Genomic DNA, 18,930 nt, shown 5'->3' with positions numbered 1-18,930 from the left:
GGGGACGGGGCCCTGCGCCTATGGTTGCTCCAGCGCTCATTCAAAGTCACAGCCCGACCTGCCGCTCGCGTTAGGACAGCAAGGACAGCGATGCCCCCCAACACCACCGCCACAACGGGTGACACCGCCACCACGGGTGCCACGTCCGTCAAGACCGGCAGGAAGAAGGGGCGCAAAGCCCGATTGCTCGTGCTGGTCCTGGTCCTGGCCATCATCGGCGGCATCGCCTATGGCGCCTACTGGTCGATCAGCACCGTCCGCGCCTCCTTCCCGCAGACCAAGGGGTCGATCACGCTCGACGGCCTCTCCGGCCCGGTCGACGTCAAGCGGGACGGCAACGGCATCCCGCAGATCTACGCGTCCTCCGCGCAGGACCTGTTCATGGCGCAGGGCTACGTCCAGGCGCAGGACCGGTTCTACGAGATGGACGTGCGCCGGCACATGACCTCCGGGCGCCTGTCGGAGATGTTCGGCAAGAGCCAGGTCAAGAACGACGCGTTCCTGCGCACGCTCGGCTGGGACCGCGTCGCCCAGCAGGAGTACGACACCAAGCTGTCGGCCTCCGCGAAGAAGTACCTCCAGGCCTACGCCAAGGGAGTCAACGCCTACCTGCAGGGCAAGGACGGCAAGGACATCTCCCTGGAGTACGCGGCCCTGGGCTTCACCAACGACTACAAGCCGCAGAAGTGGACCCCGGTCGACTCCGTCTCCTGGCTGAAGGCGATGGCCTGGGACCTGCGCGGCAACATGCAGGACGAGGTCGACCGCGCCCTGATGACCAGCCGCCTGGGCCCGCAGCAGATCCAGGACCTGTACCCGGCGTACCCCTACGGCCGGAACAAGCCGATCGTGCAGGAGGGCCAGTACGACGCGCTGACCAAGTCCTTCCGGCAGGGCGGCGCCACCGGCACCTCCCAGGGCGCGGGCTCGACGAGCACGACGGGCTCGACCGGTACGACCGGTACGACCGGAAGCACCACGGGCGCCTCTCAGGGCACCACGGGCACGACCGGCTCCTCCTCCTCGACCACCGCCGGATCGGGCCTCACGAGCCAGCTGGCGGGCCTCTACAACGTCCTGGACAACGTTCCGACCGCCGTCGGCGTGAACGGCCAGGGCATCGGCTCCAACTCCTGGGTCGTCTCCGGCAAGTACACGATCACCAAGAAGCCGCTCCTCGCCAACGACCCGCACCTGTCGGCGTCGCTGCCGTCCGTCTGGTACCAGATGGGCCTGCACTGCCGCACCGTCTCCAGCGCGTGCCCCTACGACGTCAGCGGCTACACCTTCGCCGGCATGCCCGGCGTGATCATCGGCCACAACGCGGACATCGCGTGGGGCATGACCAACTCCGGGGTCGACGTCACCGACCTCTACCTGGAGAAGGTGAGCGCGAACGGCTACCTGTACGACGGCAAGGTCCGGCCGTTCAAGACCCGCGAGGAGACCATCAAGGTCGCCGGCGGCGGATCCAAGACGATCGTCGTCCGCCAGACCCAGGACGGCATGCCGCTGCTGTCCGACCGCGACGACGAACTCGTCGAGGTCGGCAAGAAGGCCGCGGTCACCACCGCCGCACCCGACCGCGGCGACGGCTACGGCATCGCCCTGAGGTGGACCGCGCTCGACCCGGGCACCTCCATGGACGCCGTGTTCGCCCTCGACAAGGCGGCGAACTGGAGCGACTTCCGCTCGGCCGCCGCCCTGTTCGACGTGCCTTCGCAGAACCTGATCTACGCCGACACCGACGACAACATCGGCTACACGCTCCCCGGCAAGATCCCCACGCGGACGTCCGTGGACGACGGCTCGATCCCGGCGCCCGGCTGGGAGCCGAAGTACCGGTGGACCGGCTTCATCAAGCAGGGCGAGCTGCCCTACGAGTACAACCCCAAGAGGGGCTACATCGTCACCGCCAACCAGGCCGTGGTCGACAAGGACACGTACCCGTACACGCTCACCACCGACTGGGGCTACGGCACCCGCAGCCAGCGCATCACCGACCTGATCGAGTCCAAGATCAAGGACGGCGGCAAGATCTCCACCGACGACATGCGGCAGATGCAGCTGGACAACAGCAGTGAGATCGCCAAGCTCCTGGTGCCCAGGCTGCTGAAGATCAACCTGGACGACAAGCAGGTGCGCCAGGCGCAGAAGCTGCTGGAGGGCTGGGACTACACCCAGGACGCCGACTCCGCGGCGGCCGCGTACTTCAACGCCGTCTGGCGCAACGTCCTCAAGCTCGCCTTCGGCAACAAGCTCCCCAAGGAGCTGCGCGTGAAGGGGCAGTGCCTGTGGGTCGACAAGATCGACAGCACCGGCCCGGTGGACGACGACACCAAGGTGCGCGAGTGCGGCCAGCGCGACGCCGACCAGGCGCAGCCGGACGGCGGTGACCGCTGGTTCGAGGTCGTGCGCACCCTGATGGAGAAGCCGGACAGCGACTGGTGGAAGACGCCGGCGTCGGGCACCCGCAAGGCCACGCACAACGTGGACCAGCTCTTCGCCCGCGCCATGATCGACGCCCGCTGGGAGCTGACCGCCAAGCTCGGCAAGGACATCGACACCTGGAGCTGGGGCAGGCTGCACCGGCTGTTCCTGAAGAACCAGACGCTCGGCACCGACGGCCCCGCGGTCCTGCAGTACGTCCTCAACCGCGGCCCCTGGAAGCTCAGCGGCGGCGAGGCCACGGTGAACGCGTCCGGCTGGAACGCCGCCGGCGGTTACAACGTCGTCTGGGTGCCGTCCATGCGGATGGTCGTCAACCTCAAGGACTTCGACAAGTCCAAGTGGATCAACCTGACCGGCGCCTCCGGGCACGCCTTCAGCGCGCACTACACCGACCAGACGAGCCTGTGGGCCAAGGGCGAGCTGCTGCCCTGGTCGTTCTCGTCCAAGGCGGTCGACGGGAGCACGAGCGACGCGCTCGTCCTCAAACCGTGAGCCGCTGACCGTCCGGCCGCCGGGTCGCCCGGTCGCCCGGCATGAAACGGCCCTCCACGCGCGCGTGGAGGGCCGTTTCGCGTCCCTGCTCAGGCGCCGGGGAAGCGGCGCACGCCGGACGGGGTGACCACCGCGTGCACCGGGCGGTCGTGCGCCTCGGCGGGCACGCGCGCGACGACCTCCGTGTCGTAGAGCAGCACCACGAGCCGGGGCCGGGCGCCCGCACGCTCGAGACGGGCCAGCACACGGTCGTACGACCCCCCGCCGCGCCCGAGCCGCATCCCGCGCGCGTCCACCGCGAGCCCGGGCAGCAGCACGACGTCCGCGGCGGTCACGGCGTCCGCGCCGAGCCGGGCGCCGGAGGGCTCGAACAGCGCCACCTTCCCGCCGTGTTGGACCCGGGCGAGGGAGCCGGGGCCGGTGTACTCGCCCCAGTCCAGGTCGTTGTCGGGCAGGAGCACGGGAAGCAGCACGCGCACGCCCCGCGCGCGCAGCGCGTCCAGCAGGGCGGGCGTCGCGGGCTCGCCGCCCACCGAGACGTACGCCGCCACCGTGCGTGCCCGCGCCAGTTCGGGCAGTTCCACGGCGCGCTCCGCCAGCGCGCGGCCCTTCTCCTGCACGTCATCGTCCGTCAACCTGTTCCTCACCGCGAGGAACTCCCGCCGCAACATGCGCTTGTCAGGCTCGCCCGTGCGTCCGTCGTGTTCCACTGGTCGTTCTCGCACCCTTTCCCATTGCAGTCATAAAGGGTCAACCAACCGGAGCCACAGTTTCCATACAAAGGCACCGGATAAGGTTGCGGGCATGACTCAGTCGCACCCCAGGATCAGTAAGGCTGTCATTCCCGCAGCAGGTCTCGGCACCCGGTTCCTTCCGGCCACCAAGGCCACTCCCAAGGAGATGCTGCCGGTCGTCGACAAGCCGGCGATCCAGTACGTGGTCGAGGAGGCCGTGTCCGCGGGGCTCGACGACGTACTCATGATCACCGGTCGCAACAAGCGACCCCTCGAGGACCATTTCGACCGCAACTACGAGCTGGAGTCGGCGCTCGAGAAGAAGCGCGACGCCGAGCGGCTCGCCAAGGTGCGGGAGTCCAGCGACCTGGCCACCATGCACTACGTCCGCCAGGGCGACCCCCGGGGCCTCGGCCACGCCGTGCTGTGCGCCGCGCCGCACGTCGGCCACGAGCCCTTCGCCGTCCTCCTGGGCGACGACCTGATCGACCCGCGCGACCCGCTGCTGAAGCGCATGATCGAGGTCCAGGAACAGCACGGCGGCAGTGTGATCGCCCTCATGGAGGTCGCGCCCGAGCAGATCCACCTCTACGGCTGCGCGGCCGTGGAGGCCACCGCGGACGGTGACGTGGTGAAGGTGACCGGACTGGTCGAGAAGCCGGACCCGGCGGACGCCCCGTCCCACTACGCGGTCATCGGCCGCTATGTCCTCGACCCGCACGTCTTCGACATACTCCGCAAGACCGAGCCGGGCCGCGGCGGCGAGATCCAGCTCACCGACGCCCTCCAGCAACTCGCCCAGGACGAGAAGGTCGGCGGCCCGGTGCACGGCGTCGTCTTCCACGGCCGGCGCTACGACACCGGGGACCGTGGCGACTATCTGCGTGCCATTGTCAGACTCGCGTGCGAACGTGAGGACCTGGGCCCGGACTTCCGGTCCTGGCTTCGCAGTTACGTAGCCGAGGAGATGCAGCAATCTTGAGCAGCGCCGCGACCCGCCCCGCCGGCCCGGACCACCTGTGGTCGGTGGACGAGCACCTGGAGGACATCCTCTCGACCGTCCGCCCCCTCGAACCCATCGAGCTGCAACTGCTCGACGCCCAGGGCTGCGTCCTGGTCGAGGACGTCATGGTGCCGGTGTCCCTGCCGCCGTTCGACAACAGCTCCATGGACGGGTACGCGGTGCGGGTCACGGACGTGGCGGGCGCCAGCGAGGAGTTCCCCGCCGTCCTGGAGGTCGTCGGGGACGTCGCGGCGGGCGCGGCCGACCTCGTCCGGGTCGGTCCCGGCCAGGCCGTCCGCATCATGACCGGTGCCCCGCTGCCGCCCGGCGCCGAGGCCGTCGTCCCCGTCGAGTGGACCGACGGCGGGCTCGGTGAGGGCCCCGCGACCGGCATGCGGGCCCGGAGCCTGGCACCGGAGGGCGCCGAGGGACAGGTGCGCGTGCACCGCCCCGCCGAGGCACGCGCGCACGTGCGCGCCAAGGGCAGCGACGTGAAGGCCGGCGACCCCGCCCTGGAGGCCGGGACCGTCCTCGGCCCGCCGCAGATCGCGCTGCTCGCCGCGATCGGCCGCGGCACGGTACGCGTGCGCCCGCGCCCCCGCGTGGTCGTCCTGTCCACCGGCAGCGAGCTCGTCCAGCCCGGCGAGGAGCTGACGCCCGGCCGGATCTACGACTCCAACAGCTTCGCCCTCACCGCCGCCGCGCGCGACGCCGGCGCCATCGCCTACCGGGTGGGTGCCGTCGCCGACGACGCCGAGACGCTGCGCTCCACCATCGAGGACCAGCTGATCCGCGCCGACCTGCTGGTGACCACGGGCGGGGTGAGCGTCGGCGCGTACGACGTCGTCAAGGAGGCGCTGTCGCACGTCGGCGACGAGGACGAGCCGGGCGGTGGCGTCGAGTTCCGCAAGCTCGCCATGCAGCCCGGCAAGCCCCAGGGGTTCGGCTCCGTCGGCCCCGACCACACCCCGCTGCTGGCCCTGCCGGGCAACCCGGTGTCCTCGTACGTCTCCTTCGAGCTGTTCGTCCGCCCCGCCATCCGTGCCCTGATGGGCCTCCCGGACGTGCACCGGCCCCGTGCCCGCGCCGCCCTGAAGGCGGACGAGGCGCTCCGCTCGCCCAAGGCGCGCCGCCAGTTCCTGCGCGGGGCGTACGCGGACGGCGAGGTGACCCCCGTGGGCGGCTCCGGCTCGCACCTGGTCGCCGCGCTGGCGCACGCCGACGCGCTGATCGTCGTCCCCGAGGACGTGGAGTCCGTCGAGCCCGGCACCGAGGTGGAAGTGGTCCTGCTCGGCTGAGCTCCGCCGGTTGGCGGTACCGTGTCGCGCACACAGCAGGCCCGCGCACCGCACTGCGACGGGCCCGGACCGGGAGCGCCACAGCCATGACAGTGCCTTCCCGGGGGGAGACCCCCGGACCCCCTGCGCAGGACCGACTGACGCACATCGACGACGCGGGTGCCGCCCGCATGGTCGACGTGTCCGGGAAGGACGTGACCGCGCGCACCGCCCGCGCCGGCGGCCGCGTCCTGGTCTCACCGCGCGTGGTCGAGCTGCTGCGCGGTGAGGGGATGCCCAAGGGAGACGCCCTCGCCACCGCGCGGATCGCGGGCATCATGGGCGCCAAGCGCACCCCGGACCTGATCCCGCTGTGCCACCCGTTGTCGGTGTCCGGTGTGAAACTGGACCTGTCGGTCGCGGACGACGCCGTGGAGATCACGGCCACCGTGAAGACCACGGACCGCACGGGCGTCGAGATGGAGGCCCTCACCGCGGTGACTGTCGCCGCGCTCACCGTGATCGACATGGTCAAGGCGGTCGACAAGGGAGCGGTCATCACGGACGTACGGGTGGAGGAGAAGACGGGCGGCAAGTCGGGCGACTGGAGCCGGGCATGAGCTATCGCGCTCTGGTGGTCACCGCCTCCAACAGGGCCGCGGCGGGTGTCTACGAGGACAAGGGCGGCCCCTTGATCGCCGACGGCCTGACGGGCTTCGGCTTCGCCGTCGACGGGCCCCGGGTCGTGCCCGACGGCGACCCGGTGGAGGCGGCCCTGCGGGCCGGCGTCGAGGCCGGGTACGACGTCATCGTCACCACCGGCGGTACCGGCATCTCGCCGACCGACCGCACGCCCGAGGCGACCCGCGCGGTGCTCGACCACGAGGTGCCGGGCATCGCGGAGGCCATCCGGGCGTTCGGACGGGAGAAGGTGCCGACCGCCGCGCTGTCCCGGGGCCTGGCCGGGGTGGCGGGGCGGACCCTGATCGTCAACCTGCCGGGTTCCACGGGCGGGGTCCGGGACGGCCTCGCCGTACTGGAGCCCCTGCTGGTCCACGCCGTAGACCAGATCCGCGGCGGCGACCACCCCAGACCCAGTAGTGGGGGTGCGAGCTGAACAGCCCTTCCTGGCCCGTCGTGCTGGCGGACGGCGACATCGTCCTCCGGCCGATAAGGCTGCGTGACCAGCGGGTCTGGCGCGAGGTGAACCGGCGCAACCGGGACTGGCTGCGCCCCTGGGAGGCGACCATCCCGCCGCCCACGCCGAGCGGGCCGATCGTGCACCGGCCGACCTACCGCCAGATGGTCCGGCACCTGCGCTCCGAGGCCGGAGCGGGCCGCATGCTGCCGTTCGTCATCGAGTACGAGGGGCGGCTCGTCGGGCAGTTGACGGTCGCCGGAATCACCTGGGGTTCGATGTGCTCGGGGCACATCGGCTACTGGGTGGACGAGGGGGTGGCCGGGCGCGGGGTGATGCCGACGGCCGTCGCGCTCGTGGTGGACCACTGTTTCCGCGCCGTCGGACTGCACCGCATCGAGGTCTGCATTCGCCCCGAGAACCGGCCCAGCCGCCGGGTCGTGGAGAAACTCGGATTCCGCGAGGAGGGGCTGCGGCCGCGCTATCTGCACATCGACGGCGCCTGGCGGGACCACCTCGTCTACGCGCTCACCGCGGAAGAGGTGCCCGACGGGTTGCTCGCGCGCTGGCAGCGGGCGCACTCCCAGGGGCCGCAGCGCACGCAGAACAGCCCGGGGAATCCCGCCTAGACCCCGAAATTGAATATGTGTTCGAAATTGATCGGCTGTTGACCGTCTCGGAGCTTTGAAATTCGCGTCCACGGGCGCCCGCTGATCGCATCGGTCGCAAAAAAAGCTGGAAATATCAGCCAGATCGTGCGACACACCGGCCCAATTGGCGGATGGCCCCACGCAAACCCCTCTACCGTGTGAGGCGTGAGCAGCAGCGGCCTCATCTACGCAGTCATTGTCGGGGCCTGGGCCGCCTACTTGGTGCCGATGTGGCTCCGTAGGCAGGACGAGCTGAACGAGGCCCGTCCGACGGAACGCTTCAGCACCGCCATCCGGCTCCTGTCCGGACGGGCGGGTATGGAGCGCCGGTACGCCAAGGACCTGCGGGCGCGCTCCACCCAGGAGGGGGAGCCGGACGCCGTCGATCCGGACGCCGTCACCGACTCGGTGGACGTCCGGGCCTTCGCCGTGCCCCCGACCCGTCGTCAGGTCCACGCGGAAACCGAGCCGGAGGCGCCCGGAAGCACGGAACCGGAGCACCGCCGGCCCGCCGCGACGGCACCGCCGTCCACCCCAGCCCCCGCGCGGGGGCGCGTCCCGGCACCGCGGTCCACCCCCTCGGCACAGACGGCCGCAGCGCGCGCCCGGCGCTCGAAGGTCCTCGCGCGCCGCCGGCGCACCACCGTGGTCCTGTTCTTCGCCTTCACCCTCGGCGCGGTCGTCGCCGCCGTCGGCGGGCTCTCCTTCCTGTGGGCGCCCGCCGCGCCCGCCGTCCTGCTCAGCGGGTACATCGCCTACCTGCGCAGCCAGGAGCGCCGCCGGTTCGCCTACCAGATGGACCGCCGCGCCGCCGAGGCCGCCGCCCAGCGTCTGCGCGAGCGCCAGCCCCGCCGGCGCGCGTCCCTCGACACCGGCCCGGCCGCCGACGAACCGGAGGAGGCCCGGGAGACCGACACGGACACCGGCCTCTCCGCGCTCGCCGCCGACCGGCGCGCCCTCGTCGAGCAGACCGACCACGCCGAGTGGGTCGACCAGCAGCGCGAACGGCAGCGGCGGCCCGGCCACGGAGACAGCTGGGACCCGGTACCCGTACCGCTGCCGACGTACGTCACCGCGCCGGTCGCGCCGCGCGCCACCTCCGACGTGGATCTGCAGGCGCCCGACACCTGGAGCTCGGCGCGGTCCAGCGCGGTCGTCCCGGAGCAGGAGACGGCACCGGCGGCCGAGGACGAGGGCGACGGGTCCGCGTCCGCGTCCGGGGACAGGCCGGCGGGCGGCCGCAGCGACGCGCGGCGGGCGGCCTCGGCCCGCCGGGCACGCGAGCGCGGACGCACCCCCCTCTTCGACCAGTACGAGGACGGCGACCGCCCGCGCGCCGCCAACGAGTGACGGCCGTCACGCCCCTGGAAGCCCGCCTCTGACCAGTCGGGGAGCGGATTTCCAAGCACCCCGATCGGGATGCTAAAGTTTCACTCGTTGCAAGGGCCTGTGGCGCAGTCCGGTAGCGCACCTCGTTCGCATCGAGGGGGCCAGGGGTTCAAATCCCCTCAGGTCCACGCAGCATGAAGCCCCAGTCGGCGAGAGCCGACTGGGGCTTCATCGTGTCTACAGCCGCTTCGCGTAGCAGCGGCTCTCCTCGTACTCCCGGTAGTAGCCGAACTTGGCGCACGCCTCGTAGCCGCTGGAGGTGTACAGGGCGATGGCCTCCGGCTGCTTGGTGCCGGTCTCCAGGACCATGCGGACGCGCCCGGCCATACGGGCGTCCTCCTCCAGAGCCGCGAGCATGCGGCGGGCCAGGCCGAGGCCCCGCGCCTGTGCGACCACGTACATGCGCTTGAGTTCGGCGTCGCCGTCCTCGTTGCCCTCGCCGTTGTTGTCCTGGCTGCGCCAGCCCCCGGTGGCGACGGGGCGGTCGTGCTCGTCGTACGCGATCAGGTACACACCCCGGGGCGGCAGGAAGTCCTCGGCGGCGAGGACCGTGGCGTCGCCCTCGTCGCCGTAGCGCAGGCTGTACTCGGCCTGGACCTCGTCGTTGAGCTTCACGGCGTCGGGGTGGTCGAAACGAACACGGCGTATATTCATGCTGAGTATCGTACTTCTATGCAGACGCATCGGGGCGTCGGGCGGTGCGGACTCCGACCAGTGTGCCGGTATCGTGCCCGGGTGCTGACTGTGACCTCGGTGAACGTGAACGGGCTGCGAGCCGCCGCCAAGAAGGGCTTCGTGGAGTGGCTCGCCGGAACGGAGGCGGACGTCGTCTGCCTCCAGGAGGTGCGCGCCGAGCCGCACCAGCTGCCCGAGGAGGTCCGGCAGCCCGACGGCTGGCACGTGGTGCACGCCCCGGCCGCCGCCAAGGGACGCGCCGGCGTCTCGCTCTACACGCGACGTGAGCCCGACCGCGTCCAGGTCGGGTTCGGCTCGGCCGAGTTCGACGGCAGCGGCCGCTACGTCGAGGCCGACCTGCCCGGCGTCACCGTCGCCTCCCTGTACCTGCCCTCCGGCGAGGTCGGCACCGAGCGGCAGGACGAGAAGCTCCGGTTCATGGGCGAGTTCCTGGCCCACCTCAAGGCACTGCGCGAGCGGGCCGCCGCCGACGGCCGCGAGGTGGTCGTCTGCGGCGACTGGAACATCGCCCACCGGCAGGCCGACCTCAAGAACTGGCGCGGCAACACCAAGAACTCCGGCTTCCTGCCCGAGGAACGCGAATGGCTCGGCCGGGTGTTCGCCGCGGACGAGGGCGGCTACGTCAACGTCGTCCGCGCCCTGCACCCGGAGGCCGAGGGCCCGTACACCTGGTGGTCGTACCGGGGGCGGGCCTTCGACAACGATTCAGGATGGCGCATCGACTACCACGGCGCCACGCCCGGCCTTGCCGCCAGGGCCGTCAAGGGCTTCGTCGAGCGCGCGGCCACCCACGCGGAGCGCTGGTCCGACCACGCGCCGGTGACGGTCGTCTACGACCTCTAGCCGTCGGTCGCGACCGCGGGCGCCGGTCAGCCGCGCTTGCTGGTCCGGCGGTCCAGGGCCAGGGAGAGTTCCGCCTCCACCACGCTGCGGGCCAGGGGGCGCAGGCGTTGGAGGTCCTCCTCCGGGGCGTGGCGCAGGATGAGGTCGGTGAAGAGTTCGGCCAGGGCGTCGGCGTGTTCGCGGACGCGGGCGGCGGCCGTGAGGACCTCGCCGAGCGGGATGCCCTCGCGGACCAGCGCCGAGGAGACGTCCAGCAGCCGGCGGCTGATGTGGACGATCTCGTCGCCGTCGGTGCCGAGGTAGCCCAGGTCGAGGGCGGCGGCGAGGTTCTCGGGGGTGACCTCGCCCTCGAAGCGGGCGGCGAGTTCCTCGGGGGTCAGGTGGACCGGCTCCTCCTCGCTCGGGGTGCCGACGCCGAGGAGGTCGGCGACGTCCCGGCCCTGGTCGAGCGCTTCCGCGAGTTCCGCGATGCCGTTCAGGGTGTGGCCGCGCTCCAGCAGTGCCGCGATGGTGCGCAGGCGGGCCAGGTGGTGGTCGTCGTACCAGGCGATTCGGCCCTCGCGGCGGGGTGGCCCGATCAGTTTGCGCTCGCGGTAGAAGCGCAGGGTGCGCACGGTGATGCCGGCGAGGCGCGCCAGCTCCTCCATGCGGTACTCGCGCCCGCCTTCCTTGCGTTCTGCGTCCTCTGCCACGCCCGCAGCCTATGTTGTACCGCCGGTAACTTTCTTTCACCCGCCCCCTACCGCTCGGTACGGAGCTGCTCTACAGTCCCATTGCGCCAGTGTTCACTGGCAGAGTTCCTAGGCGATGCGTGGAGGCTTCGGGATGGCCGAGCACGAGCATGTGCGGGTGGCGGTGATCGGGTCCGGGTTCGGCGGGCTGGGGGCCGCCGTGCGGTTGCGCCGCGAGGGGATCACCGACTTCGTCGTCCTGGAGCGGGCGGACGGCGTCGGCGGCACCTGGCGGGACAACAGTTACCCCGGGTGCGCCTGTGACGTGCCCTCGCACCTGTACTCCTTCTCCTTCGCACCCAACCCCGAGTGGCCGCGCACCTTCTCCGGGCAGAGCCACATCCGCGCCTACCTGGAGCACGTCACCGACCTGTTCGGGCTGCGCCCGCACATCCGCTTCGGCTCCGAAGTGAAGCTGATGACCTGGGACGCGGAGAACCTGCGCTGGAACATCGAGACCGCGCGCGGGTCGCTCACCGCCGATGTCGTCGTCTCCGCCACGGGGCCGCTGTCCGACCCGAAGATCCCCGAGATCCCCGGTCTCGCGTCCTTCCCCGGCGAGGTGTTCCACTCCGCGCGCTGGGACCACGACTACGACCTGCGCGGCAAGCGCGTCGCCATGGTCGGCACCGGCGCCTCCGCCATCCAGATCGTGCCCGCCATCCAGCCGCAGGTCGGCCGGCTCACGCTCTTCCAGCGCACCCCGCCGTGGGTGATGCCCCGCGTGGACCGCGCCATCAGCGGCGCGGAACGCCGGCTGCACCGGGCGCTGCCCTTCACCACCCAGCTGCGGCGCGGGCTGCTGTGGGGCATCCGGGAGCTGCAGGTGCAGGCGTTCACCAAGCACCCCGACGAGCTCGGGCTCGTGGAGCAGCTGGCCAAGCGCAACATGGCCCGCGCCGTGAAGGACCCGGCCCTGCGCGCCAAGCTGACCCCGGACTACCGCATCGGCTGCAAGCGGATCCTGCTGTCCAGCACCTACTACCCGGCGCTGGCCAGGCCCAATGTGGACGTCGTCGCCAGCGGACTCAGTGAGATCCGCGGCTCGACGGTCGTCGCGGCCGACGGCACCGAGGCCGAGGTCGACGCGATCATCTTCGGTACGGGCTTCCACGTGACGGACATGCCGATCGCCGAGCGCGTGGTCGGGGCCGAGGGCATCACGCTCGCCGAGTCCTGGAAGAACGGCATGCAGGCGCTGCGCGGTGCCGCGGCCGCCGGGTTCCCGAACTGGATGACGATCATCGGGCCCAACACCGGCCTCGGGAACTCCTCCATGATCCTCATGATCGAGTCCCAGCTGAACTACATGGCCGACTATCTGCGGCAACTGGACGTCCTCGGAGGCCGTACGGCCCTCGATGCCCGGCCGGCGGCCGTCGAGGACTGGAACCACAGGGTGCAGGAGCGCATGAAGCGGACCGTGTGGAACACCGGCGGCTGCACCAGCTGGTACCTGGACGCGAGCGGGCGCAACACCACCATCTGGCCCGGTACGACGACCGAGTTCCGGCGGGCGACCCGGCGGGTGGACCTGGCGGAGTACGAGGTGATCCGCAAGCCCGCGACGGCGCGGCCGACGGGCCGGGACGCGAAGGACCAGGACGTCACGGGCCAGGACGCGAAGGGCCAGGACGCGAAGGTCCAGGACGCGCGGCCGAAGGCTCAGGTGACGAGGGCGAAGGCCTCGAAGGCCGCCCGGCAGAGCGAGGCCACCGCATGAGCCGGCCCGCCTCCGTGACCTCCGGTCCCTACGCCCCGCCCGCCCCCGCCAGCACACTGACCGTCGTCTCCGCCGACGGCGCCCGGCTGCACGTCGAGGTGCACGGGCCCGAGGACGCGCCCCCCGTCGTCCTCTCCCACGGCTGGACCTGCTCGACCGCCTTCTGGGCCGCCCAGATACGGGAGCTGGCGACCGATCACCGGGTGGTCGTCTACGACCAGCGGGGGCACGGGCGCAGCCCCGCGAGCCCCGCCTGCACCACCGAGGCGCTGGCGGACGACCTGGAGGCGGTGCTCGCGGCGACGCTCGCGCGCGGTGAGAAGGCCCTGATCGCGGGGCACTCCATGGGCGGCATGACGATCATGGCCGCTGCCGCGCGCCCCCGTTTCCGGGAGCACGCCGCCGCCGCTCTGCTGTGCAGCACGGGCAGTTCGCGGCTGGTCGCCGAGGCGCGCGTGGTGCCGTTGCGCGCGGGACGCGTGCGCACCTGGATCACCGGGCGCGTGCTCGGCTCCCGCGCACCCCTCGGCCCGGTCACGCCGGTGGCGATGGGCATCCTCAAGTACGCCACCATGGGCGCCCGTTCCGCCCCGCACATGGTCGAGGCGTGCGCGCGGATCGTGCACGCCTGCCCGCGCGCCGTGCGCCACGTCTGGGCGGGCGTGCTGGAGACGCTCGATCTCGACCACGGCGTACGGGAGTTGGAGACGCCGACCGCGGTCGTGCACGGCACGTCCGACCGGCTCACGCCCCCCGTGCACGCCCGCGCGCTGGCCGCCGCGCTGCCGCACTGCGTCGGCCTCACCGAGCTGCCCGGTATCGGCCACATGACCCCGGTCGAGGCCCCGGGGCAGGTCACCGGCAGGATCCGAGAACTCGTCACCACGTACGTCACGGGGGCCGGCCCCGCACACGGTTCCACCCCCGCGCAGATCAAGGAGGGCGCATGAGCAGGGTCAGCCTCGAAGGGCAGGTCGCCGTCGTCACCGGAGCGGCGCGCGGCGTCGGTGAGCTGCTGGCGCGCAAACTCTCCGCGCGCGGCGCGAAGGTGGCGCTGGTCGGGCTGGAGGAGGAGGCGCTCAAGGACGTCTCCTCGCGGCTGCACAGCGAGAGCGCCTACTGGCACGCCGACGTCACCGACCACGAGACGATGAGCCGGGTCGCGCGGGAGGTGAAGGCGCGGTTCGGGAAGGTCGACATCGTGGTCGCCAACGCCGGTGTGGCGACGGGCGGTCCGTTCGCCGACTCCGACCCGCAGGCGTGGCGGCGGGTGATCGAGGTGAACCTGATCGGCTCGGCGGTGACCGCGCGGGCGTTCCTGCCGGTGCTGGTGGAGAGCCGGGGCTATCTGCTGCAGGTCGCCTCGCTCGCCGCGATCACCCCCGCGCCGATGATGACGGCGTACTGCGCGTCCAAGTCGGGCGTGGAGGCGTACGCGCACAGCCTGCGCGCCGAGGTCGGCTACCAGGGCGTGCGCGTCGGCGTCGCGTACCTGTCCTGGACCGACACCGACATGGTGCGCGGCGCCGACCAGGACGACGTGATGCGGGAGCTGCGGCAGCGGCTGCCGTGGCCGTCGAACAAGACCTACCCGCTGGGTCCGGCGGTGGACCGGCTGGTCGCCGGCATCGAACGGCGCTCGGCGCACGTGTACGGGCAGTGGTGGCTGCGTGGCATGCAGGGCGTGCGCGGGTACCTGCCGGCGCTCATCGGGACAGTCGGCCAGCGCGAGATGCGGCGGTTCGCGCCGAGGCTGCAGGGGATGAGTTCCGGACTCGTCGGTGCAGGTGGGGCCGCGGACGAGGCGGCGAGGGCTACGCACCGTAACTGATCCACATGCGCTCCGTGGTCGGCCGTGTGAATCTGGTCGAGGCCCCACCAAGGGGCCGACTCCCCAGTCTCACTCACCACAGGAGTGAACCCACATGGGTATGAAGGACCAGTTCCAGGAGCAGGGCAAGGACAAGATCGGTCAGGCCCGCGAGAAGGCCGGTCAGCACGGTCAGCAGCCGCAGCGCGGTCAGCAGCCGCAGCGTGGCCAGCAGCCGCGCGGTGGCCAGCAGCCGCAGTCCGAGCGGGGTCGTCAGAACATGCGCGACCGCGAGGACACCGAGCGGGAGATGGACGACCGGTTCGACCGCGACTACGACGCGTAGCCGCTGCGCTCGGCTCCGGCCGGAATGAGATGTGGGGCGCCCTTCCTTCGGGGAGGGCGCCCTGCGTCCTGGGTGGGGCCCGTCCGCGCTACTGGTCCGCGCTACTGGTCCGCGCTACTGCTGCCGCGGGGGCAGCTTCGGGCGGGTCCGGTTCGGGACGTCGGTGTAGTCCGGGGGGACGGCGGCGGGGTGGGTCTCCAGGAGGTCCAGGGCCAGCTGGATCGCGTCGTCCATCTGGGCGTGGCGGCCCTCCGCCCAGTCCAGGGGGGTGCGCATGATCTCCACGTCGGGGGAGACGCCGTGGTTCTCCACGGACCAGCCGTAGGCGTCGAACCAGGCCGCGTTCATCGGCACCGTGATCACCGTGCCGTCGCCCAGGCGGTGCCGGCCGGTCATGCCGACCACGCCGCCCCAGGTGCGCTGGCCGACCACCGGGCCGAGCTTGAGCAGCTTGATGGCGGCCGTGATCATGTCGCCGTCGGAGGAGGTCGCCTCGTCGGCGAGGGCCACGATCGGACCCCGGGGCGCGTTCGCGGTGTACGACACCGGCTGCGCGTCCCTCGTCAGGTCCCAGCCCAGGATCGTCCGGGTCAGCTTCTCGATGACGAGTTCGCTGATGTGGCCGCCCGCGTTGCCGCGCACGTCCACGATCAGGGCGGGCCGGGACACCTCCATGCGCAGGTCGCGGTTGAACTGGGCCCAGCCGGAGCCGCCCATGTCGGGGATGTGCAGATAGCCGCACTTGCCGCCGCTCAACTCCCGTACCACCGCGCGGCGCTTGGCGACCCAGTCCTGGTAGCGCAGCGGCCGTTCGTCGACGAGCGGGACGACGGCGACCCGCCGGGCCCGGCCGGGCTCCCCCTGCGCGGGGGTGAACGTCAGCTCCACCGTCGTACCGCCGGACCCGGCGAGCAGCGGGTAGGGGCCCGCCACGGGGTCGACCGGGCGGCCGTCGACGTGCGTCAGCAGGGCGCCGTCGCGGATGCCCGTGCCGGCCAGCGGCGAGCGGGCCTTGGAGTCGGAGGAGTCGCCGGGCAGGATGCGCTTGACCGTCCAGCCGCCGTCGCGGCGCACCAGGTTGGCGCCGAGCAGGCCCTGCCAGCGCTGGTAGTGCGCCGGGCCCTCGTTGCGGCGGGCGGCGGTGACGTAGGCGTGGGAGGTGCCGAGTTCACCGAGGACCTCGCGCAGGAGATCGGCGAACTCGTCCGGGGAGGCGACCCGTTCCACCAGCGGCCGGTACTGGTCGAGCACCGCGTCCCAGTCGATGCCGCACATGCCCGGGTCCCAGAAGTAGGCGCGGATGAGCCGGCCGGCCTCCGCGTAGGCCTGGCGCCACTCGGCGGGCGGGTCGACGACGTGCAGGATGCGGCGCAGGTCGATCCAGACGGTCGTGTCGCTGTCGCCGATCTCCGTGGCGGGGGCGGCGCGCAGGTCGCCCTCGTCGACGACGACCAGCCGGGTGCCGTCGCCGCTCACCGCGAACCAGTCGAGGTGGTCGACGAGTTCGGACTTCTTCGCCTTGGCGAGGTTGAAGTGCTCCAGGGCCGGACGGGCGCTGATGTCGGTCGGGTTGGCGAACGTCTCGCCGAGCGCGCCGGAGATCGGCCAGCGCATCCAGACCAGGCCGCCGCCCGCCACCGGGTACAGCGCGGAGTACTTGGAGGCGATGACCGGGAACGGCGTGACCCTGTTCTCCAGGCCCTCCACCTCGACGGTCACCGTGCCGTTCTCGCCGGTGTCCTCGTCCTCCAGCGGGTCCAGCCCGCCGGCGGCCGGGCGGCCCTCGGGGTTCAGCGCGAAGGGGGAGGGGGTCGCCGAGTTCAGCGGGACCAGGTACGGGCGGCAGCCGAGCGGGAAGGACAGGTCGCCGGTGTGGACGTCGTACACCGGGTCGAAGCCGCGCCAGGACAGGAAGGCGAGGTAGCGGCCGTCGCGGGTGAAGACGGGGTTCTCGTCCTCGAAGCGGCCGTTGGTCACGTCCACGACGAGCCGGTCCTTGATGCGGGCCAGCTTGATCTGGCGCAGGGAGCGGCCGATGCCCGGGTGGGACCAGGTGAGCCAGGCGCCGTCGGGGGAGAAGGCGAGGTCGCGGACGGGGCCGTTGACGGACCGGATCAGCTCGGTGACGCGGCCCGCGGCGGCTTCCGCGGGTCCGGCGCCGTGGCCGCCGGCGCCCTCGGGCCGCTCCGCGCCCTCCCCCGCACCCTCCGCCGCGCTCTCCGCCGCGCCCTCCCCCGAGCCCTCCCCCGCACCGTCCGTCGCGCTCTCCTCCGTGCCGTCCGCCGCGCCCTCCTCCTCCGCCACGTCGATCAGCAGCAGCCGTCCGTCGTGGGACGCGACCGCGAGCCGCTCGCCCGGTGGGTTGGAGACCATCTCCAGGACCCGGCCCAGCTCGCCGGAGGCCAGCCGGCGGGGTGGGCGGTCGCCGCTGGCGCGGGGCAGCTGGGCGATCTCGACGGCGTCGTCGCCCTCGGCGTCCGTCACATAGGCGACCTGGCCGGTGGAGCCGAGCATCTCCGGCAGCCGTACCCGCACCCCGGGCGCGTCGGTGATCGTCCGGGCCGGCCCGTCGCGGTGGGTGAGCCAGTACAGGCTGCCGCGTACGACGACGGCGCTGGCCCGGCCGGTCTCGTCCACGGAGATGCCGTCGACGTTCTGCGCGGCCGGCACCGGGTACCTGCGGCGTCCCGCGGCCGGTCCGGCGAGCCGGATGTCGAGCTTGTGCGGGACACCGGCCGGGGAGAGGTCGTCCACCAGCCACAGGTCGCCGGCGCACTGGTAGACCACCCGCGTGCCGTCGCTGGAGGCGTGCCGGGCGTAGAAGGCGTCGTGGTCGGTGTGGCGGCGCAGGTCGGTGCCGTCGTGGGCGCACGAGTAGAGGTTGCCGACGCCCTCGTGGTCGGAGAGGAAGGCGATCCGGCCGGCGACGAACATGGGGCTGGCGAGGTGGCCGCCGATGTCGGGCAGCAGCTGCTGCCCGTGCAGCCAGAGCCGGCCCATGGCGCCGCCGCGGTACCGCTTCCAGGAGGCCGGTTCGTGCGGCGGGGTGCCGGTGAGCAGCAGGGTCTTGTGCACGCCGTCGACGTCGGCGACCTGGATGTCCGAGACCGGCCCCCAGGGCAGCTTGCGGCCGGGGTCGCCGTCCGCCGTCACCTTGTAGGCCCAGGTGAAGTAGGAGAAGGGCTCACCGTGGGAGGCGACCGCCAGGATGTCGGCGCCGCCCTCGTCGTCGGGGGGCGTCCAGCCGCAGACCCGGGTGTCGGTGCTGCCCCAGTACGTCAGCTGCCGCGCGGGGCCGCCGTCGACGTCGACGAGGTGGATCTCGGGGACGAGGCTGCGCCAGGTCGTGTAGGCGATCTCGCGGCCGTCGGGTGAGAAGCGGGGGTGGCCCGCCTTGGTGCGGTCGGCGGTGAGGCGCCAGGCGCGGCCCGGGGCGTCGAGGGGGGCCAGCCAGAGGTCGTCCTCGGCCACGAAGCAGAGCAGGTCCTCGCTGATGTGGGGAAGGCGCAGATAGCTCACCTCCCCATGCTTTTCCCCCCGATGGACCCCAGCAACTTATGCGGGGCTCACATCCGTGACGCACGGCACGTACGAAACGGTTTCGTTTCGCTCGTGCTCAGGGTATCTTCATGGTGTACGAAGACGGA

General features: G+C 72.0%; 16 protein-coding genes and 1 tRNA gene. 13 read left to right on the top strand and 4 right to left on the bottom strand.

What is annotated here, in order from left to right:
- Positions 1-90 precede the first annotated feature (90 nt).
- Complete coding sequence (locus AB0N17_RS10740; RefSeq protein ID WP_366010829.1) at positions 91-2,943, top strand: penicillin acylase family protein; 2,853 nt, start codon at positions 91-93, stop codon at positions 2,941-2,943.
- Between the two features lie 89 nt (positions 2,944-3,032).
- Here the strand turns inward: AB0N17_RS10740 and AB0N17_RS10735 are convergent, their stop codons facing one another.
- Complete coding sequence (locus tag AB0N17_RS10735) at positions 3,033-3,614, bottom strand: 5-formyltetrahydrofolate cyclo-ligase (RefSeq protein WP_366010870.1); 582 nt, start codon at positions 3,612-3,614, stop codon at positions 3,033-3,035.
- Between the two features lie 133 nt (positions 3,615-3,747).
- Here AB0N17_RS10735 and galU point away from each other — a divergent pair, with 133 nt between their 5' ends.
- The 7 genes from galU to AB0N17_RS10700 all read left to right on the top strand — a co-directional run bounded on the left by galU (position 3,748) and on the right by AB0N17_RS10700 (position 9,262).
- Entirely contained in the window at positions 3,748-4,659 is a 912-nt protein-coding gene (gene galU / locus AB0N17_RS10730) for a UTP--glucose-1-phosphate uridylyltransferase GalU (RefSeq protein ID WP_366010828.1), read from the top strand.
- Positions 4,656-5,978, top strand: coding sequence for a gephyrin-like molybdotransferase Glp (glp, locus tag AB0N17_RS10725; RefSeq protein ID WP_366010827.1), 1,323 nt, complete (start codon positions 4,656-4,658; stop codon positions 5,976-5,978). The genes galU and glp overlap by 4 nt, the downstream gene beginning before the upstream one ends.
- 86 nt (positions 5,979-6,064) lie before the next feature.
- Complete coding sequence (moaC, locus tag AB0N17_RS10720; protein ID WP_366010826.1) at positions 6,065-6,577, top strand: cyclic pyranopterin monophosphate synthase MoaC; 513 nt, start codon at positions 6,065-6,067, stop codon at positions 6,575-6,577.
- Positions 6,574-7,074 (top strand): MogA/MoaB family molybdenum cofactor biosynthesis protein, encoded by a 501-nt coding sequence (locus AB0N17_RS10715; protein WP_366010825.1) that lies wholly within the window; start codon positions 6,574-6,576, stop codon positions 7,072-7,074. Before moaC ends, AB0N17_RS10715 begins: the two co-directional genes overlap by 4 nt.
- 20 nt (positions 7,075-7,094) lie before the next feature.
- Positions 7,095-7,724 carry a GNAT family protein gene (locus AB0N17_RS10710; RefSeq protein WP_366010824.1) on the top strand — a complete coding sequence of 210 codons (630 nt, stop codon included), beginning with the start codon at positions 7,095-7,097 and terminating at the stop codon, positions 7,722-7,724.
- Positions 7,725-7,910: 186 nt separating this feature from the next.
- Positions 7,911-9,095 (top strand): gephyrin-like molybdotransferase receptor GlpR, encoded by a 1,185-nt coding sequence (gene glpR / locus AB0N17_RS10705; RefSeq protein ID WP_366010823.1) that lies wholly within the window; start codon positions 7,911-7,913, stop codon positions 9,093-9,095.
- Positions 9,096-9,188: 93 nt separating this feature from the next.
- A tRNA-Ala gene (locus tag AB0N17_RS10700) sits at positions 9,189-9,262 on the top strand.
- A 49-nt stretch (positions 9,263-9,311) separates the two neighbouring features.
- Here AB0N17_RS10700 and AB0N17_RS10695 read toward each other — a convergent pair.
- Positions 9,312-9,788, bottom strand: a complete 477-nt coding sequence (locus tag AB0N17_RS10695; RefSeq protein WP_366010822.1) for a GNAT family N-acetyltransferase — start codon at positions 9,786-9,788, stop codon at positions 9,312-9,314.
- A gap of 81 nt (positions 9,789-9,869) precedes the next feature.
- Here AB0N17_RS10695 and AB0N17_RS10690 point away from each other — a divergent pair, with 81 nt between their 5' ends.
- Positions 9,870-10,673 (top strand): exodeoxyribonuclease III, encoded by an 804-nt coding sequence (locus tag AB0N17_RS10690; protein WP_366010821.1) that lies wholly within the window; start codon positions 9,870-9,872, stop codon positions 10,671-10,673.
- A gap of 26 nt (positions 10,674-10,699) precedes the next feature.
- Here AB0N17_RS10690 and AB0N17_RS10685 read toward each other — a convergent pair whose 3' ends face one another.
- A complete protein-coding gene (locus AB0N17_RS10685; protein ID WP_366010869.1) occupies positions 10,700-11,320 on the bottom strand; it encodes a MerR family transcriptional regulator in 621 nt (206 codons plus the stop codon).
- 178 nt (positions 11,321-11,498) lie between these two features.
- Here AB0N17_RS10685 and AB0N17_RS10680 point away from each other — a divergent pair, with 178 nt between their 5' ends.
- From AB0N17_RS10680 to AB0N17_RS10665, 4 genes are all read left to right on the top strand, one after another.
- A complete protein-coding gene (locus AB0N17_RS10680) occupies positions 11,499-13,127 on the top strand; it encodes an NAD(P)/FAD-dependent oxidoreductase (RefSeq protein WP_366010820.1) in 1,629 nt (542 codons plus the stop codon).
- The gene (locus tag AB0N17_RS10675) at positions 13,124-14,077 is read left to right on the top strand and encodes an alpha/beta hydrolase (RefSeq protein WP_366010819.1); all 954 of its coding nucleotides are present in this window, start codon (positions 13,124-13,126) and stop codon (positions 14,075-14,077) included. Before AB0N17_RS10680 ends, AB0N17_RS10675 begins: the two co-directional genes overlap by 4 nt.
- Positions 14,074-14,958, top strand: coding sequence for an SDR family oxidoreductase (locus AB0N17_RS10670; protein ID WP_366010818.1), 885 nt, complete (start codon positions 14,074-14,076; stop codon positions 14,956-14,958). Before AB0N17_RS10675 ends, AB0N17_RS10670 begins: the two co-directional genes overlap by 4 nt.
- Before the next feature lie 94 nt (positions 14,959-15,052).
- The gene (locus AB0N17_RS10665) at positions 15,053-15,283 is read left to right on the top strand and encodes a hypothetical protein (RefSeq protein ID WP_366010817.1); all 231 of its coding nucleotides are present in this window, start codon (positions 15,053-15,055) and stop codon (positions 15,281-15,283) included.
- A 114-nt stretch (positions 15,284-15,397) separates the two neighbouring features.
- On the opposite strand, the gene AB0N17_RS10660 is transcribed toward AB0N17_RS10665, so the two are convergent.
- A complete protein-coding gene (locus AB0N17_RS10660) occupies positions 15,398-18,802 on the bottom strand; it encodes a S41 family peptidase (RefSeq protein WP_366010816.1) in 3,405 nt (1,134 codons plus the stop codon).
- Between the last annotated feature and the right edge of the window lie 128 nt (positions 18,803-18,930).

This window comes from Streptomyces sp. NPDC051133, assembly GCF_040682635.1.
GTDB lineage: Bacteria > Actinomycetota > Actinomycetes > Streptomycetales > Streptomycetaceae > Streptomyces.
Note: the sequence above shows the minus strand (reverse complement) of the source record. Positions and strands in the feature narration are given on the sequence as shown.